Origin of the sequence: Streptomyces sp. NPDC001634, from assembly GCF_040298185.1 — a bacterium.
In the GTDB taxonomy this organism is placed as follows: Bacteria; Actinomycetota; Actinomycetes; order Streptomycetales; family Streptomycetaceae; genus Streptomyces.
Map to the genome: position 1 here is coordinate 14067 of NZ_JBEOZU010000049.1, position 15752 is coordinate 29818.

Here is a 15752-nt window from a genome sequence, read left to right on the forward strand (position 1 = left end):
CGCCCTGGAGGCCCGCAAGCCGGCCTGTTCGGACAGACGGCGAGTCGCCACCGTCGGCACGCACCGAGTCCAAGCCCGTGACGGCCCGTGACGGCCCAGGAGGGCGTGGAGCCGAGGGCGTCGGTGACCTTCCTCGCCGAATCGTCGGCACGATCACCCGGACCGGCACAGTCAACCGTCTCGTCCACGCCAAGGCCCGGGCCGAGCACTGGGTAGCCGGCTGACCTGCGGCCCTGGCAGGCGGGGAGACCCCGGGACCAGCGTCTCCGGTCCCCCGCCCCGCACCACCCGCTACTCAGGCAAATTCACTCAATGGCTCCGTGACCACTTCTCGCCACCGGTCTCGGTGGCCCTCGGCTTGCACCCGGTAGTAAAGGGTCTCCCGGCGTTCGTCACAGGCTGAGCCGACATGGTCGCCGATGTTGTGCGCGAGCAGGTAGTGAGCGAACACCACGCTGCCGGCCGGGCCGACCGCTTGCACCGGATCGCCGAGTTCGACCTTCGGATACGGCCCGGGCGCCATGTCCTCAACCCGTTTGAGGGCGTCCGGTCCACGCTCGGCCAGGTACCGCCCAAACCTCAGATGAGTACCGGGCCACAGCCACAAGTTGCCCCGCCCGGGCGTCGTGTGATCAGTGAGCCACACCCCCGCAAGCATGGTGAAAGTGCCCGGACGGCCATCGGGTTCCGTCGGCGTCAGCCCGTCGACGTGAGGCCCTCCTGGCCGGTGCGGCCACGGTGGGATCGTGGTGGCCACCTGCACGCCTTCCGGCCTCCGGATTCCGAGTCCACCACGAAGCAGTTGTCTCGCCAGCTCCGCAATCCTTGTCTCGAAAAAGAAGGCGAGCAGTGGATGCCCCGGGTCTCCGAAGCGTCGGAAGATGAAGTGCGGACCTACATGTCCCTCGGCAGGAGGCTGCTTCGCCAACATGGCCGCAACCACCTTGCGCCCGACGGCGACCTCCCCAGGAGTCAGGGCGCCTGGAACCACCAGGTATCCCTGTTGGCGGAACGCCGTTCTCATGTCATCAGTGACCACGGCAGACATGGCCTCAGTCCATCGGCCTACACCCCTGATCGGCAAGCGAATTACCGTTGCGAACACGGCGGTTACCAAGGAGGCGATCTACAGGAGCAAGGCCGAGAATCCGAAACAGGCTCAGCCCTCACGGGCGGACATCGCGGGCACAGTGACATCAATTCGCATTGACATTGCTCACGAAAGCGAGCGCCGGGTGACTCCCGGACTCGCGTCGAAACGAATGGAAGCGTACGGCGTCGTGGACCTGGAGCTGCCGGACATGTCCGGACGGCCGTGGACGACGAACTGATCGACCGCGACCCGTGCCAGATCAAGGGCGCGGGCAAGGAGCCGGTTGCCGAAGGCCGTATTGCCACTGTCGCCCAGGTCGAAGCCCTCGCCGACGCGACCGGAATCCGCTGGTGGCTCATGGTTGCCACGGCGCGCACAGGCCGATGCGCCCCGAGGAACTGGCGGGCCTCCGCTGCCGGTATGTCGACCTTGACAACCGGGTGACCGCGTCCGCGTCGCCAAGCCGGAACGGACCAACGGCAAGCGGGCTCCCGGCAAGACCTGGACCAGCAGCGCCCTTATGGTGCGGTTGTAGCGCGCGCCCTCGCCCACCGGTCTGGACAACAAACAACCCCCGGGCCTCTGACCTGGGGGTTTCATATGGAGCGGGTGACGAGAGTCGAACTCGCGCTCTCAGCTTGGGAAGCGACGGCGCTCGTCCGCGAGTCGGACTCTGTGCATGGAAGGGGCCGAGAAGGATCTCGTAGGGTTGGCCGGCCGAGATCCCTCGTCGGTGGGGGCGGAGAGTCACCTGCCGAACTGCGGTGACTCGGTCGTCCTGGTTCTGCTGCTCCTCGCCCTGACGATGCGGGGCCGTCTCGCGTATCGCTCGGACAGCCCGGCGCCACGAGCTCGTGCAGGATGAAGCGAGGTCCTCAGCCATGGCGGGGCCGCAGGCCGTTGTGGCTGCGGCCCCGCCCGGGGGTCGGGGTCAGGACGGGTCGCCGTACTGCAGGCCGCGTCCGTTGGTGCCGATGTAGACGCGGCCGAAGGTGTCGGGGTCGCCGGTGATGATGCCGAGGCTGCCGATGGCGCCCCACTGGTGGGCGCTGTCGTTGACGCGGAGCCAGGTGGCGCCCTTGTCGGTGGAGCGGAAGACTCCGGTGACGTCGTTGACGGTGCCGATCAGGTACAGGGCCTGGTAGTTGGCGCCGGGTGCGGCCTTGCCGAAGCCGAGGGCGGAGGCGGACTGCACCGTCTTGAGTGTGGTGAAGGTGCGGCCGCCGTCGGTGGAGTGCAGCAGCCCGTTGCCGCCGCCGGCGATCCACAGGTCCCCGTTGATGCCGGGGACGGCGGTGAGCCTGCCGGAGGGCAGGCTGGTGGCGCGGGGGGTGAAGGTCGCGCCGCCGTCGGTGCTGGCGTGGAGCGTGCCGCCCGTGAGTGAGTAGAAGGTGTTGGCCGAGGAGCGGTCGGCGACGACCACGGCGTCGGTGCCCAGGCCGCTGACCTTCGACCAGCTCGCTCCCTTGTCGGTCGAGCGGTACGGGGCCTGGCCGGCCTCGGTCCACACGATGGTGGAGCCGTCCGCCGCGAGCGCGACATGGCCGCTGTTCGCGCTGGGGACCGGTTCGGCGGTGAAGCCGTTCCAGCTGCTGCCGCCGTCGGTGGAGTAGGCGCCGTCCTGCGCGCCGCCCGTGCCGACACGGACCATCACCGCGGGGGCCGACTGGGCGAAGTCGATGTCGGTGCTGCTGCTCATCAGCGGGTTCTTCAGCCGTCCGGCGGGTACCTCGGTCAGGGAGTCGTGGCGGAAGCCGCCCTGGTCGCCCATGGAGGTGATGACGGTGGCGCCGCCGGGAGGGGCGATCGCGTCCGCCAGCGAGGTCTCCTCCAGCCCCCGGGCCCCGGAGGCCCAGTGGCTGGTGCCGCCGCTGTCGGAGGCGTTGGCGTCCTTGCTGCGCCAGATGCCGTTGCCGGTGCCGTACAGCACGTGCCCGGAGTCGAAGGGATCGATGGCCAGCGCGGTCATCCAGTGCCCGATGCCGGTACCGACGTAAGGAGCGGCGGAGGCGTCCCGCACCGACTTGTCGGCCAGTGCCTTCCAGGTCGTGCCGCCGTCGGTGGTCCGGTAGAGCTCGTCCTGGGGCCACCAGCGGTCGAGGGTGGTGACCATCACCGTGGACGGCTTCTGCGGGTCGACGGCCAGACCGGAGAACCCGTAACTGCCCTGGGACGGGGAGATGTTCTTCCACGCGCCGCCCGACGGCGTGTACTTCCACACCGAGCCCGCCGTCGCGTCCATGGGGCCGATGCTGTTGCTGTACGTCAGGTACAGCGACCCGTCACCGGAGACCACACTGTGCTGCGGCATCTGGCCGGTGGGCTGCCCGGAAACAGCCTGCCAGCTGCTGCCACCATCGGTCGAACGGTACAAAGGCGCGGACTTGTCGTTGACGCCGACGTAGACCGTGTTGCTGCCGGCCGGGCCGTACGTCACGAAGGAGATGCCCGCGCCGCTGCCCGCCCCGTCCTTGACGGGGAACGAGGAGACCTGACGCCATGTCACGCCGTAGTCGGTGCTGCGCCACAGGCCGTTCTTGCGGGTGCCCAGCAGCAGGGTGCCGTGGTCCGCGGGGTCGATCACGAGCCGCTCGCCCGCCCCGCGGCCGGGTTCGTTGCCGCCCAGCTTGAACGGCAGATCGGTGCGCTGGAAGGTGCGGCCCCGGTCGGTGGAGCGCAGGAGCGCGCCGTTGCCGCCCCACTCGTTGGTGTAGGTGCCCGTCGCGAGGTAGAGCCGGTTGGGGTCGACGGGGTCGGTGGCCAGCGCATCGATGCCCAGCAGGTTCCAGTCCTTCTCGCCGAGCCAGTCGGTCAGCGGGATCCACTGCTCGGCCGCGGTGTCCCAGCGGTAGGCGCCGCCCATGTCGGTGCGCGCGTACAGCAGACCCTTCTCCCGCTGGTTGAACACCAGCCCGGTGACGTAACCGCCGCCCACCACCTGGGCGTTCTTCCACACATACGGTCCGGCCGCGGCCGTGGTCTGAGTGCTGCCGGTCCCGGACGCCTGGGTCTCGGCCGTTTGCACCAGCTTCCACTGCTGGTTGGTGCTGCCCCTGCTGGGATACTGGATGATCGGCGCGCCCTCGGCCGTGGAGCCTCCGGAGACGTCCAGGACCTGACCGCTCCTGCGGGAGGTGAAAGTGACGGCGTCGGAACCGCTCACATCGTCGATCCGCCACTCCTGGGAAGTGGAGGAGCTGTCGGTCTGCTGCTCGGCGGCGGCCGCCTGGGCGGTCGAACCGCCCGCTATGCCCAGCACCTTGCCGCTGTTGCGGTTCACCAGCTCGTAGTAGCCGTCCCCGGTGGGTCTCAGCTTCCACTGCTGGTTGGCGGTGTTCTGGTCGGTCCACTGCTGGATGCGGGTGCCGTCGGCGGTGGAGAAGGCGTTGACGTCCATCACCTTGCCACTGCGTACGGAAACCAGCCGGTAGTAGGCATTGCCGTCGATCGTCGCGGCCTGCGAGTCCTCCTGCGCGAACAGGAGATACGGCACGACGATGGCGGGCACGCCGAGCAGCAGAGCGGTGGCGGTCCAGCGACGGCGGTGACGCCCGCGGCGTCCGCCGGTCGTGGGGTTGTTCATGGGGAGGTGTTCTCCTTGCATGCCGTTCACCAGAAGAGGAGTGAATCCAGGCACGGGGGGGATGACCGGATCCGACTCCTAGTGGTCACAGACTCCGCACAGGGTTGCCGCGAGCCGGAAACTTGTTCAGTTCACCTCGTGGTGCGGTGGGCGTTGATCAGCGTCCGGGTGACGCTGGTGCCTTTGGCGTCGACGGCCCGGGCCCGGAAGGACACCGAGCCGGGCGTCCTGGGCTGGTCCAGCGTCACCGACCGCTTGGCATCGGCGGTCGTGCGGACCGGTGTGAAGGCACGCCGCTCCCGGAGCGGACTGGACAAGAACAAACCTCCAGGCCACTGACCTGGGGGTTTCATCATGGAGCGGGTGACGAGAATCGAACTCGCGCTCTCAGCTTGGGAAGCGACGGCGCTTACGGAGGCGGATAGCTTCTGACCTGGGCGTATGTGCTCTGAGGTTGCGCCCGAGTGGGCAGGATCGCACCGCTGTTGACCGCGGTTGACCGGTCTTAAGTGCACGCTATGGGCACGCTGGCGGCTCGGAAGGGCGGAGAGGTCCTCCGGGCGGCTGAAGAGCAGGCGACCGCCGGAAGCGAGAGCGGGCCGGAAGGGTGCCGTTGCAGGAGCACATGGAGGGCGGTTCAGCGGCGGCCGAAGAGTCCGGGGCGGACGTGGGTCGCGCAGACTGCCGCAACGCGGCCTGCTCCGACTGGACACTGGCGAGACTGCCCACATGCGGACGCCTCCGTATGTTGAGCGCCGCACGGCGCGTGCAATTCCGGCTCGACTTCAATGCAGCAGGCGGCGACGCCGCAGCACGCGTCCGGTGAGGGCTTGACCGCGCGGACGATGGCAGAGGCATGCCGTCGGCAACTGGGTGCTTCGGGGTGATCTCGATGTCCGTGAAGCCGGCGGCCTCCAGCCCCGCACGCTACTCGGTGAAGGAGAGGGCGCCGGCGATGCAGCCGAAAGTCCCCGCGCTCGGTCCGCTGCTCGGGCGTGATGGTGTCCTCGGCGACGACGTCGCAGACGCCGATACGGCCGCCGGGCCTCAGGACGCGGAAGGTCTTCGCGGAGATTGCGGGCTTGTCGACGGACAGGTTGATCACGCAGTTCGAGATGACCACGTCGACGGTGTTCGCGGGGAGCGGGATCGCCTCGATGACGCCCTTGAGGAACTCGACGTTCGTCGCACCCGCCCTCCCCGCGTTGTCGAGCGCCAGGGCAAGCATCTCCTCGGTCATGCCCAGCCCGTACGCCTTGCCGGTCGGGCCGACGCGGCGGGCGCAGAGCACGACGTCGATGCCGCCGCCGGAGCCAAGGGCCAGGGCCCGTTCGCCCTCGCGGAGTTCGACGACGGCGGTGGGGTGCCGCAGCCGAGGGACGCGGCGACCGCCTCGGCAGGGAGGGCCTCGCGCTCGTCGGCGGCATGGAGGGCGGAGCCCAAGTTCTCGTCCTCCTCGACCGGCTGTGGCCCGCAGCAGGCGGTGCCGCCCTCGGTGACCCTCACGGCAGTGGCGGTGTACCGCTGCCGGACTGTTTCGCGCAGGGCGGTGGAGAACGGCCTGCTGCCCGGGGCTGACCGCCTCGCCGCTGGACGAGGAACAGGCGGCCGGGCCGGCGAAGGTGTTCAAGGCCCTCGGGGATCCGGTTCGACTCCGCCTGCTGTCGGTGATCGCCTCGCGCGGGGAGGGCGGCGAGATGTGCTTGTGCGAGCTGACCTCGGCCCTCGACCTTTCCCAGCCGACGATCTCCCACCACCCCGAGCTCCTGCGGCAGGCCGGCCTCATCGACTGCGAGCGCCGCGGCACCTGGGTCTGCTACTGGGTGCTGCCGTCGGCTTTCGACCGCCTCGCCGTGTTTCAGAGGACGCCGACGGCCGCGGAGGCAGTCGCGTGAGTGTCTCCCTGGGGTGCCGCGCTTCGGCCGAAGCCGTCGGTTCGACGGCGCTGGTCGCCGTGGTGGTCGGCTCGGGTGTCCAGGCCACCGAACTCACCCGGGATGTCGGCGTGCAACTGCTCGCCAACTCACTGGCCACCGTCTTCGGCCTGGGCGTGCTCATCGCGCTGCTCGGACCGGTCTCCGGGGCCCGCTTCACCCCGCCGTCACCCTCATGGCCTGGATCAACGGCCGCCGTACCGGCGACGGACCGACCGCACACGACCCGGCGGCCTGCCTCCCCGCCCAGATCACGGGAGCGATCTCCGGCGCTGTGCCGGCCGACGCCGCGCGGCGGGCGGGCATCAGTGGGACGACGCCTCCGGCTTGCCCTGCACCGTCTTCGACTGTCCGCAGTCGAGCAGGGCCGCGAGTGCCGCTCCCGGACCGTGCGCCGAGGCGATCCGCATCTGTTCACTGCACTCCGTCAACTCGTCCCTAAAGAGCTCAAGTTCGGCGTGCGTGATGCCGTCGGTCACAGCGGGGTTCCGCGGGCCGTCCACCGTGGCAATGGCGCTGAAGTGCGCGTAGTCGTCCTCGCCGAGCAGCTGGGCGCAACGCCCGACCTCGTCGTTCACGCCCCCGGCGGCGATCAGGTTGTGGATACGGACCTGCCCGTCCATGGAGGGGTTCGCGAACTCGCCTGCGCTGTCGAACTGGCCGAATACCTGGGGTTCGAGAAGCGTGTTGGTGCAACGCAACAGATCACGGCCCCGGGATGCCACCTGGCCCTGGTGCGTGGTCGTGATGTCGTCGACTCGGTAGATTTGCCCGACGATCTGGTTGGGGTCCTTGACGAACACCTGACCTTCGAACGTATTGCGGCCTACGAAGAGCGCGTCGCCCTGAATGATGATGGTGTTTGCCACGAAGCGGTTGCCCTGGTAGACGCCACCCGCCAGGTTGATGGTGCCGCCTCGGACGTTGAAGTCATTGCCGAGGAAGAGATGTTCCCTGTCGTACTCGGTGAGTACGCGGTCGGTGATGTTGAGCGCGGCGCGTTCGACTCCGCAGTCACGGTAGTGGCGGCTGGCGACATTGACTTCCCTGGCGTTGAAGCAGTTGCCGACGAACATGCTCGCACCGCCCACCACGACGTAGTCCCCGTCGAAAGCCTGGGTGGTGCTCGGGATTTCACTCTGGCCGGGTGTGGTCGGGGCGGCGGTCTGGGCCGGTGTGACGGTCATGGGAGTGGCGTCGTCGGCTTGGGAGGCGGGAGCCGTGAGAATTCCGCCGACCGCTAAGGCGACAGTCGCACCGACTACCGTCCATGCCCTTTTCGCTATTCCAGCTCTCTGTGCGGTCGAGCCCTTTCGTATTCCGTTGCGTCGAAGTGCGGACTGTTTCGTTCGGTGCCGCTGGTTCATTTCGGGACGCTACCGGGTACAGAGCGGCCTCAACTGCCCCTGCGACCTTACGAAGTTCTGACGCATGCGCCCCCCTGTACGTCACGGCGACGTTGAGGAGCGCCGACAGGGGCGGATGGGGCGGACGACGTCCCGTGCGACGGCCCAAGCCGTGTAGACGGGCCCGTGACGCCTAACCGGATAGGCGATCCGGATGTGTGCTAGCGTCTCGATCAACCGGATGGACTATCCGGTTTCCTGTTGGAGTGGAGGAGCTCATGACGAAGACAGCTGTGGTCACGGCGGGGACAGGGGGCATCGGCCTGGAGACGGCGCTGGGTCTGGCCGCTGCCGGGTTCGCGGTCACCGTGGTCGGGCGCGACGCGGAACGGGGGGCCAGAGCGGTCAAGCGGATCAACGCGGCGGGTCCGGACGGCGCCGGCCAGTTCCTGTCCGCCGACCTCTCCTCACTCGACCAGGTGCGCGCGCTCGCCGACCGGATCGCCGCCGACCACGCCGCCTCGGGGGAACCGCTGACGGTGCTGGTCAACAACGTCGGAGCGATGTTCCCGCAGCACCGGACGCTGGGCGGCGTCGAGGCGTCCTTCGTCGTCAACCACCTCTCGCCGTACCTGCTGACCGAACTGCTGCTGCCCACCCTCACAGCCGGGGCGCCCAGCCGGATCGTGAACGTGACCTCGGGCGCGGTCGCCGTCGGGAAGCGGGTGTTCGACGCTGTCGAGCCGCCCGGCGGCTACTACGGATTCCACTGGTACGGCCGCGCCAAGCTCGCCAACCTCGCGTACACCCTGGACCTGGCCGCCCGACTGGCCGGCACGGGCGTATCGGTCTTCGCCGCCGACCCCGGAGGAGCCGCGACCGAGATGACCAACGGCACCCTGACCGACCCGAAGATCGTCTCCCCGCCGCTGCGGCTGCTGTGGCCGCTGGTACGCCGCAAGTTCGAGCGCTCCACCTCCGGCCCGGCGTCGGCGGCAGCCAGGCCCTCGATCGTCGCCGCCACCGACAACGCGCTGACCGGACGGACCGGCCTGGTCATCGGCTCCCAGAGCCACCCGGTCGCCCCGTTTCGCGCGGCGACCGACCGCCGCCTCGCCGAGGCCGTGCGCCGGCTCAGCGAAGCCCACGCACCCACGCCGACCGGCGCAGACGCGTGAGCATTCGCCCTCAACGCCCGTAACGCCGACAGGCCGGCCACCCGTCACGCGGTCGTGTCGACCCCGCGCGCCCGCCCCCGAGACACGCCGCACCACCGCCGCCCCAATCCCCACCCGACCGAGGACACGACATGACCAACGCAGTCCCGACCGCCTATGCCCGCACCGTTCACGGCTCCGGCCCCGGCCTCCTCCTCGCCCATGGCGCCGGCGGCGGTATCGACGCCAACTACGGGCCGATCATGGAAGGGCTCGCCGCGCAGCACACCGTCGTCGGGGTCGACTACCCCGGCTCAGGGCACACCCCCACCACGCCTACGCCCCTGCAGCTGGACCTCATGGCGGACCAGCTCGTCGCCGCGGCGGACGCCGAAGGGCTCGACACGTTCGCCCTCTGCGGATACTCGCTCGGCGGCCCGGTCGCGATCCGAGCGGCCGTCCGCCACCCGCAGCGGGTCACCGCGCTCGTCCTGAGCGCGACCTTCGCCCGCGTGGACACCCGCACCGAGCTGGCCGCCGCGATCTGGCACCAGCTCTACGACACCGGACAGCACCTCCTGCTCGCCCAGTACCTGACCCAGCTGGCCGTGAGCGCGCCGTTGCTGAACTCCCTCACTCCCGCCCAGGTGCGGGCGGCCGCCGAGCAGACCGCCGCCGCCCTCCCGCCGGGCACCGGCGCCCAGGTCGACCTGGTCCGCCGTGCCGACGTCCGCGACGACCTCGCCGCGATCACCGCCCCGACCCTGGTCGTCGTCACCACCGCCGACACCCTGATACCGGCCGCCCTCCAGTACGACCTGGCCGCGGCCATCCCCGGAGCGCAGACCGCCGAGCTCCCCACCGGACACCTGCCCTTCCTGGAGCAGCCGAACCACTGGCTGGAGATCATTACCGGCTTCCTCGGCAGGCAGCGCGACCAGCGCTGACAGCCCCGCGGGGGCGGGCTGCTCGACCCGCCCCCACGGCGGGCGCGTCACCCGGAAACGCCCGCATATGATCGGACGGCAAGCCTGCCTCGAGATGAGCGACCTGGACTGTTCCCCCATGACGACCACACCGCTGCGCAAGGACGCCGCCCGCAACTGGGAGCGGATCGTCGCCGTCGCCCGCGACCTGGTCGATCAGGGCACCGCACTGCAGCTCAACGACGTCGCACGCCGGGCGGGGCTCGGCGTCGGCACGGTCTACCGGCACTTCCCCACTCCCGAGGCGCTACTGGAGACCGTCGCCACCCCCTGCCTGGAAGCCCTCGCCGAACACGGCCGGCACGCCCTGGACGACACCGACCACGGGCGCGCCCTGGAGAACTTCCTGTCCCGCATCGTCGAAACACAAATCACCGATGCCGCCCTGCCCCCGGTCGCCGCCACGACCACGGACGCCCTTCCACGCACGACGGAACTCAAGAAGTCGCTCCAGTCGACCGGGACCACGCTCCTCGAGCGGGCCCGCGACGCCGGGGCCGTCCGCCCCGACCTCGCCGCCACCGACCTCGTCCCCCTCATGTGCGGCATCGCCCACGCCGTCACCGTCCACGGCGGCACCCTTGCGGACCGCATTCAGACCGCACACCGCTACCTCGCCACCCTGCTCGGGGGCATGCGTACCGCCACGCCACCGAACACCTGAGCGGCCCGCCACGGCCCAGGGCGGGCCGACCGTCCCCGGCAGATCCGTACCCGTCCCCTCGGCCGGACTTGGCGGGCGTGAACGGTTCGAGCGTCACTTGTAACGTCCGACGCGCGCGCCGCACTGAGGGGTATGAGCCATGACGACCTGCGTGCGCTGTTCCTCAACTGCACGCTGAAGAAGAGCCCGGAGCGCAGCCACACGCACGGCCTGATCGACCTCAGCTCGCGAATCATGGAGAAGCAGGGCGTTCAGGTCGAGTACCTGCGGCCGATCGATCACGAGATCGCCACCGGCGTGTGGCCGGACATGACCGAGCACGGCTGGGAAACGAGGACGGCGCCACGCACTGCGCCATGAACGTCCTGTACAGCCAACGACTTCACCAACAGGAGCACCACGTTCATGACGTGGAACCTGCTGCACCTGGCCCGGCTGCTCAAGGACGCCGGTGGCATTCCGGCGCACGGCAACCAGCGGTCGCAGTGGGACGCCGGGTGCCGGTTCGACTTCGAGAATCCCGAATACCGCTGAGCCCGAGTACCAGAGAGCACCGGCAACACATCAGCCAGTACCGCCAACACATCAACGAAAGGCCGAACATGACCGTCGAGTCCGTCGAGACCGCCCCCACCTGTGCCTACCCGGGCTGCACCATGCCGCCCGAGCCGCACGCACCCGACGCGCAGGGGCCGGCGCCCCGCTACTGCGGGCACCCCGAGCACAACGCTCTCGGCGCGTTCAGGAAGTTCCGCGCCAAGCGGCAGCAGCGCAAGGAGGACAAGCGCGCGGCGGCCGAGGCCAAGAAGGCGGCCGAGGGGGCGGCGAAGGGGGCACAGGCGCCGGTCGCCGGGCAGGTCCCGGCCGGCGAGGTGGTGCCCCCGCAGCCCGGACATGCCCCCGTCGCCGATGCGTCCGAGCAGGTCCCGGCGGCAGCCATGACCAGTGAGATGACGGCTATGACAGCGATGGTGACGGTCGAGGCCGACCAGGACGCTCGGTCACGCGACTCCCTGGTCGCGCTCATCGAGCGACTCGCCTCAGAGCTGCCTGTCTACATCGAGGAGTTGGCGATCATCACCGACTCCGCGGCGGCCGAGGCCCGGATCGAGACGGTCACCCGCGCCTCCGCGCAGCGCATCCTGGCCGCCGAGGAGCGCGCCGCGCTCGCCGAGAAGGCGGCGGACATGGCCGTCGCCGCGCTCGACGCCGCGCAGGAGAAGTTCGCCGAGGAGACCGCGGCGATCCGCGAGGAGGCGGCCCGCCTGGTGGCGGACGCCGCATTCGTCCGGGCCGAGCTGGAGCGCTACCGCGAGCGGGTCGGCTTGCTCGAGGTCCGACTCGACGCCGTCCGCGACGAGACCGACGCGCTGCGCCGCGAGAGGGCCGGGCGCTCCACTGCCGAACAGGAGCGAGCGGGCCCCGCCGAGCAGTGCTGAACAACCGACGGCCCGCGTGAACACCCATCAGAAACGGAAATCCCCATGAGCCGAACCAAGCGCCCGGTCCTCTGGATCACCACTGCCGCCGTCGTCGTCGTGGCGGCCGTCGGGCTCTACCTCTTCCAGCCCTGGCGGCTGTTCACCACGCACCGCGTGGATGAGGCGGCTCCCGTGGTCGGCGGCCAACAGGGAGCTGCTGCCGCGCTGTTGGCGTCCGGCAGCTTCATCTCTCACGAGCACTCCACCAGCGGCTCGGTGCAGATCCAGCCGCTTGCAGGTGGGAAGGCGAACCTGCGCCTGACGAACCTGCGTACCTCCCTGGATGACGCTGGTGGGTGACTTCGCCCAGGCGGGCCCTGCGACGGCGGCGGGCGACTGGTCCCAGGCGCTGGGTCCGCATCTCGGCAACCGGTTCTTCGTGCACACGTTGACCGTCAGCTACCGCACGACCCAGGAGATCCTTGCGAGCACCCACGGCCTGCTGGCGCGGATCGCCCCCGGTCAGACGCCGAGCCGGTCGATCCGCCACGGCGATCCTCCCCGCCACCTCACCGCCTGCCCGCACTCCGTCGCCACCACCGTGGCCGGGGAGCTTCGGGGGCAGGCGGCATCGCACCCGGGCGACCTGCTCGCCGTGATCTGCGCGGACGACCGGGTCGAGGAGTTGGCGTCCGCGGATGTAGCGCAGTGGGCCCGCCTCGTGCCGGCTTCCGAAGCCCGCGGCCTGGAGTTCGACGCGATCGTCGTCGTCGCCCCGGAGGAGATCGCCGCGGCCCGCCCCGGCAGCGAGCGCGACCTGTATGTCGCCCTCACGCGTGCAACCAAGAGACTGTGCACGATCGCCGTACACGCGGCGTCACAGCACACCTCATGACGCCTCTGATGGACGCTCGGAGCGGGTACCTCGACGGGCTGATATGGCGAGACATCCCAACGCCCCGCTGACGCGGGAAGGGCGTCGCCGGTCATGTGAGCGCGTGGATGCCGGGCGTCCGGTCGCGCACGTCGCGGCGGAGGCCGGGATCTCCCGCCGTTGCCCGGCCAAGTGGTATGCCCGCTGGCGCGCACACGGCGAAGCCGGGCTTGTGGACCATTCCTCCCGGCCTGCCACGAGCCCGGCCCGCACCGCGGAGGACGTCGCGGACCTGATCGAGGCGCTGCGGCGGCAGACCAAGCACGGGCCCGCCCGGCTCGCCGCCGACCTCAAGCGCCTGAACGGCATCACCCAAGACGTCCTGGAGGGCGTCGAGTATCTGGTCCTCACATGGGCGAAACGGCTCGTCCGGCGCCTCGCCGCGGCATGCGCAACCCCGCGACGTACCCGGCGTACAGGCGCTGAGGGCCGTCCCTCACGCCAATGCTGCGCCCGGCTGCCATCTCAACGGCGGCGGGGCGCAGCCGCGTGCACACGACGGGGCGTCACGGTCCGGCAACAACACCGCGCGCTCCGTACACAGCTGCCACCGTGGGCGCACGCAACTCCCGCAATGCCAAGGGGGGCCTTGTGCGCCGCTTCATCGTTCCCATCGCCGCCGTACTGCTGACCGCCGCCTGCAGCAGCGGCACACCCAAGCCAACCCTCACCGCCCACGACCCGATCGGCAAGCCCGCCAAAAGCAGCCCATCGAGCAGCCATTCCGCGGCTGCCCCCACGCACACGGCACGGACCGCGGCCAAGCCGAAGCCGTCCCCGTCGAAGTCGGCGAAGGAATGCCCGGCCGTGGGGGACGTCATCGTGTGGATGAAGGTCCCCGGCGTCCCCGACAGCGCGCAGGTCCTCGGCGGTAACGGATACCCGAACTGCGAGTCAACCTTTACGACTATTCAGCGGACGTCTCCGAACGTGGCCGGAGCCTGTACCGAGGCGGCGTGGGCGTCCGACAATCCGGGGTACGACGCCGACGCCACACCGGCCAAGCGCCTCAAGAAGGTTCAGGTGGCGGTCGGCCCTGCCTGCTGACTTCGAGAAGTCAGCGTGGGCGCGGGACCAACCAGGTTGAGGCGGCTATCAGCGGAGGAGCACGGATGAATCGGATCTGGACTCTGGCCGCAGTGGCGGTCATCGCCGCCGCGGTGGTTGTCGCGATCGTCATGGGCGGCCGCGGAAAGCCGGGCACATCGCCGCGGGCTCCCTCGGCATCGTCCTCTGCAAGTGCACCGAAGACTCCGACCCCGAGCTTCAAGGCCGGAAGTTGGTGCGCCCACCATCCGGCGTCACAGTGGTGTCAGAGCCCAATGCCCACCAACATCACCGAACCTGCCCCCTCGGGTCCGGAGATCAGCGCTGCGGCCAGCGAGGCGTTTGACTGCTTCTTCCAACCGGAGAGCTGCTCCCCAAGCCCTAGCCGATGACCCCCACGGCGCACGGGCGCAGACTCTAAGCTGCCGCTGTCCCGCCGTTCTGGGTGCTCGGGACTTGCCGGGCCTCCCGATGGGGCCCGGCTCCTTCATGGCCCTGCCATCGCTCCAGAAGACCAGGCGGGCCTGGGACACTCCCTCCGTGAAACGCTTCCGCGACCTCCGGTACTTGACCACCGTTGCGACGCTCGCAACCATCGCAGTAGGCACGGCTGTTGTGCTGGGCGTCATCTTCGCTGGCTGGACGTTGGGACTCGGCACGGACGACCGAGCAGTCCTCCTGAACACGGCCCTGGTGATCTATACCTGTCTCTTGACCGCAGTTGCCGCCGTCGTTGCCTTGCTGGCCTACCGAGCGTCCACCGGCCGCCCGGACCTGGGTATTGAGATCACCTTCAATTTCAGTTTCCCGAACGAACCGGTCTTTGTGGCAGAGCACGACGAAGACAGCAGCTCGGAACGGCGCAAGCTGCAGAGCTTCAAGCAGACCTGGGCGACGGTGACGCTGAAGAACGCGAGTGTGTATGCCGCCAAGAACCCGGGCGTCCGGATCGAGCTTGAGGGGCTGGGAGGACTAGGAGAGCAGCCGGATTGGGAAACGGTCACCTTTACCGGCCAGGTCGGGATCACGGCGCTTCAGTGGGATGGCGGAACCGAAAGCATCGTCCATGGCCAGTGGTCACGGGCGCTTCCGTCACTCGACTTCGACGGGGTCAGGGAGCTCGTTCCCAACGGCACCGCCCTCGTCGTCACCCTCGTTGCGGACGGCATCGTGCCCGTCAGCAGGAGGCTTCCCGTCCGCATTCTGGATCAAGGCGAGTACGACGTTTACACGGACCATCGAGCTCAGCGTCTGACGTAGGCGCGAGCGCATCCGTCTCAGCGGGCGAGCCGGATGCCGCGGTCCCGGCCGGGTTCGATGACGATGCGCCCTTTCTTCTCGATCTGCCGCAGCTGGTAGTGGACGCCGCTCTTGCTGCGCATGCCCACGTAGAGGCTGATCTCGCGGACGGAGGGCGCCTCGCCGAACGCGGCGATCGTCTCGCGGATGCAGGCGAGGATGCGCTCTTGTCGTTCGGTGAGGTCTTCGCCGGGGTCGTCAGCCATGCTCCCGATTAGAGCGCTTGTTTGAATTTCGATGCAAGGCGGATGAAGGGGTAGTAGGGCGCATGGAAGCCCCGCACGGTCT

General features: G+C 69.4%; 15 protein-coding genes and 5 pseudogenes. 14 read left to right on the forward strand and 6 right to left on the reverse strand.

Annotated elements, in window-relative coordinates; all coding sequences use genetic code 11:
• Window positions 1-295 precede the first annotated feature (295 nt).
• A complete protein-coding gene (locus tag ABT186_RS28570) occupies window positions 296-1048 on the reverse strand; it encodes a phytanoyl-CoA dioxygenase family protein (RefSeq protein WP_351927475.1) in 753 nt (250 codons plus the stop codon).
• Here ABT186_RS28570 and ABT186_RS28575 point away from each other — a divergent pair.
• Window positions 1032-1331 carry a hypothetical protein gene (locus ABT186_RS28575; protein ID WP_351231638.1) on the forward strand — a complete coding sequence of 100 codons (300 nt, stop codon included), beginning with the start codon at window positions 1032-1034 and terminating at the stop codon, window positions 1329-1331. The two genes, ABT186_RS28570 and ABT186_RS28575, sit on opposite strands and share 17 nt — an antisense overlap.
• Window positions 1304-1595, forward strand: a pseudogene (locus tag ABT186_RS28580) (tyrosine-type recombinase/integrase); the annotation flags it as partial. The gene ABT186_RS28575 and the pseudogene ABT186_RS28580, both read left to right, overlap by 28 nt.
• 429 nt (window positions 1596-2024) lie before the next feature.
• Here ABT186_RS28580 and ABT186_RS28585 read toward each other — a convergent pair.
• The 3 genes and pseudogenes from ABT186_RS28585 to ABT186_RS28595 all read right to left on the reverse strand — a co-directional run.
• Window positions 2025-4676, reverse strand: a complete 2652-nt coding sequence (locus tag ABT186_RS28585; RefSeq protein ID WP_351927479.1) for an RICIN domain-containing protein — start codon at window positions 4674-4676, stop codon at window positions 2025-2027.
• Window positions 4677-4807: 131 nt separating this feature from the next.
• Complete coding sequence (locus ABT186_RS28590) at window positions 4808-4993, reverse strand: hypothetical protein (RefSeq protein WP_351231643.1); 186 nt, start codon at window positions 4991-4993, stop codon at window positions 4808-4810.
• A 506-nt stretch (window positions 4994-5499) separates the two neighbouring features.
• Window positions 5500-6221, reverse strand: a pseudogene (locus ABT186_RS28595) (methyltransferase domain-containing protein); the annotation flags it as partial.
• Between ABT186_RS28595 and ABT186_RS28600 the strand changes: the two are divergent.
• Both ABT186_RS28600 and ABT186_RS28605 read left to right on the forward strand, forming a co-directional pair.
• Window positions 6209-6571, forward strand: coding sequence for an ArsR/SmtB family transcription factor (locus ABT186_RS28600; protein ID WP_351927535.1), 363 nt, complete (start codon window positions 6209-6211; stop codon window positions 6569-6571). The pseudogene ABT186_RS28595 and the gene ABT186_RS28600 overlap by 13 nt on opposite strands.
• A pseudogene (locus tag ABT186_RS28605) lies at window positions 6568-6899 on the forward strand (aquaporin); the annotation flags it as partial. The gene ABT186_RS28600 and the pseudogene ABT186_RS28605, both read left to right, overlap by 4 nt.
• A gap of 16 nt (window positions 6900-6915) precedes the next feature.
• On the opposite strand, the gene ABT186_RS28610 reads toward ABT186_RS28605, so the two are convergent.
• The gene (locus tag ABT186_RS28610) at window positions 6916-7797 is read right to left on the reverse strand and encodes a hypothetical protein (protein ID WP_351927481.1); all 882 of its coding nucleotides are present in this window, start codon (window positions 7795-7797) and stop codon (window positions 6916-6918) included.
• A 437-nt stretch (window positions 7798-8234) separates the two neighbouring features.
• Between ABT186_RS28610 and ABT186_RS28615 the strand changes: the two genes are divergently transcribed.
• From ABT186_RS28615 to ABT186_RS28660, 10 genes and pseudogenes are all read left to right on the forward strand, one after another.
• Window positions 8235-9134, forward strand: coding sequence for an SDR family NAD(P)-dependent oxidoreductase (locus tag ABT186_RS28615; RefSeq protein ID WP_351927483.1), 900 nt, complete (start codon window positions 8235-8237; stop codon window positions 9132-9134).
• Between the two features lie 131 nt (window positions 9135-9265).
• Window positions 9266-10060: an alpha/beta fold hydrolase gene (locus ABT186_RS28620; protein WP_351927485.1), complete on the forward strand. Its 795-nt coding sequence runs from the start codon at window positions 9266-9268 to the stop codon at window positions 10058-10060.
• Window positions 10061-10178: 118 nt separating this feature from the next.
• Window positions 10179-10763 carry a TetR/AcrR family transcriptional regulator gene (locus ABT186_RS28625; RefSeq protein ID WP_351927487.1) on the forward strand — a complete coding sequence of 195 codons (585 nt, stop codon included), beginning with the start codon at window positions 10179-10181 and terminating at the stop codon, window positions 10761-10763.
• Window positions 10764-10895: 132 nt separating this feature from the next.
• Window positions 10896-11297: pseudogene (locus ABT186_RS28630) on the forward strand (hypothetical protein).
• 68 nt (window positions 11298-11365) lie between these two features.
• Window positions 11366-12202 (forward strand): hypothetical protein, encoded by an 837-nt coding sequence (locus tag ABT186_RS28635; protein WP_351927488.1) that lies wholly within the window; start codon window positions 11366-11368, stop codon window positions 12200-12202.
• Between the two features lie 45 nt (window positions 12203-12247).
• Window positions 12248-12544, forward strand: coding sequence for a hypothetical protein (locus ABT186_RS28640; RefSeq protein WP_351927490.1), 297 nt, complete (start codon window positions 12248-12250; stop codon window positions 12542-12544).
• Window positions 12522-13079 (forward strand): annotated as a pseudogene (locus ABT186_RS28645) (ATP-binding domain-containing protein); the annotation flags it as partial. The gene ABT186_RS28640 and the pseudogene ABT186_RS28645, both read left to right, overlap by 23 nt.
• A gap of 43 nt (window positions 13080-13122) precedes the next feature.
• Window positions 13123-13749 (forward strand): leucine zipper domain-containing protein, encoded by a 627-nt coding sequence (locus tag ABT186_RS28650; protein ID WP_351927492.1) that lies wholly within the window; start codon window positions 13123-13125, stop codon window positions 13747-13749.
• A complete protein-coding gene (locus tag ABT186_RS28655) occupies window positions 13671-14165 on the forward strand; it encodes a hypothetical protein (RefSeq protein ID WP_351927543.1) in 495 nt (164 codons plus the stop codon). Before ABT186_RS28650 ends, ABT186_RS28655 begins: the two co-directional genes overlap by 79 nt.
• A 540-nt stretch (window positions 14166-14705) precedes the next feature.
• The gene (locus ABT186_RS28660; protein ID WP_351927494.1) at window positions 14706-15425 is read left to right on the forward strand and encodes a hypothetical protein; all 720 of its coding nucleotides are present in this window, start codon (window positions 14706-14708) and stop codon (window positions 15423-15425) included.
• A gap of 17 nt (window positions 15426-15442) precedes the next feature.
• Here ABT186_RS28660 and ABT186_RS28665 read toward each other — a convergent pair whose 3' ends face one another.
• Window positions 15443-15670: a LexA family protein gene (locus ABT186_RS28665; RefSeq protein ID WP_351927496.1), complete on the reverse strand. Its 228-nt coding sequence runs from the start codon at window positions 15668-15670 to the stop codon at window positions 15443-15445.
• Window positions 15671-15752: the final 82 nt, after the last annotated feature.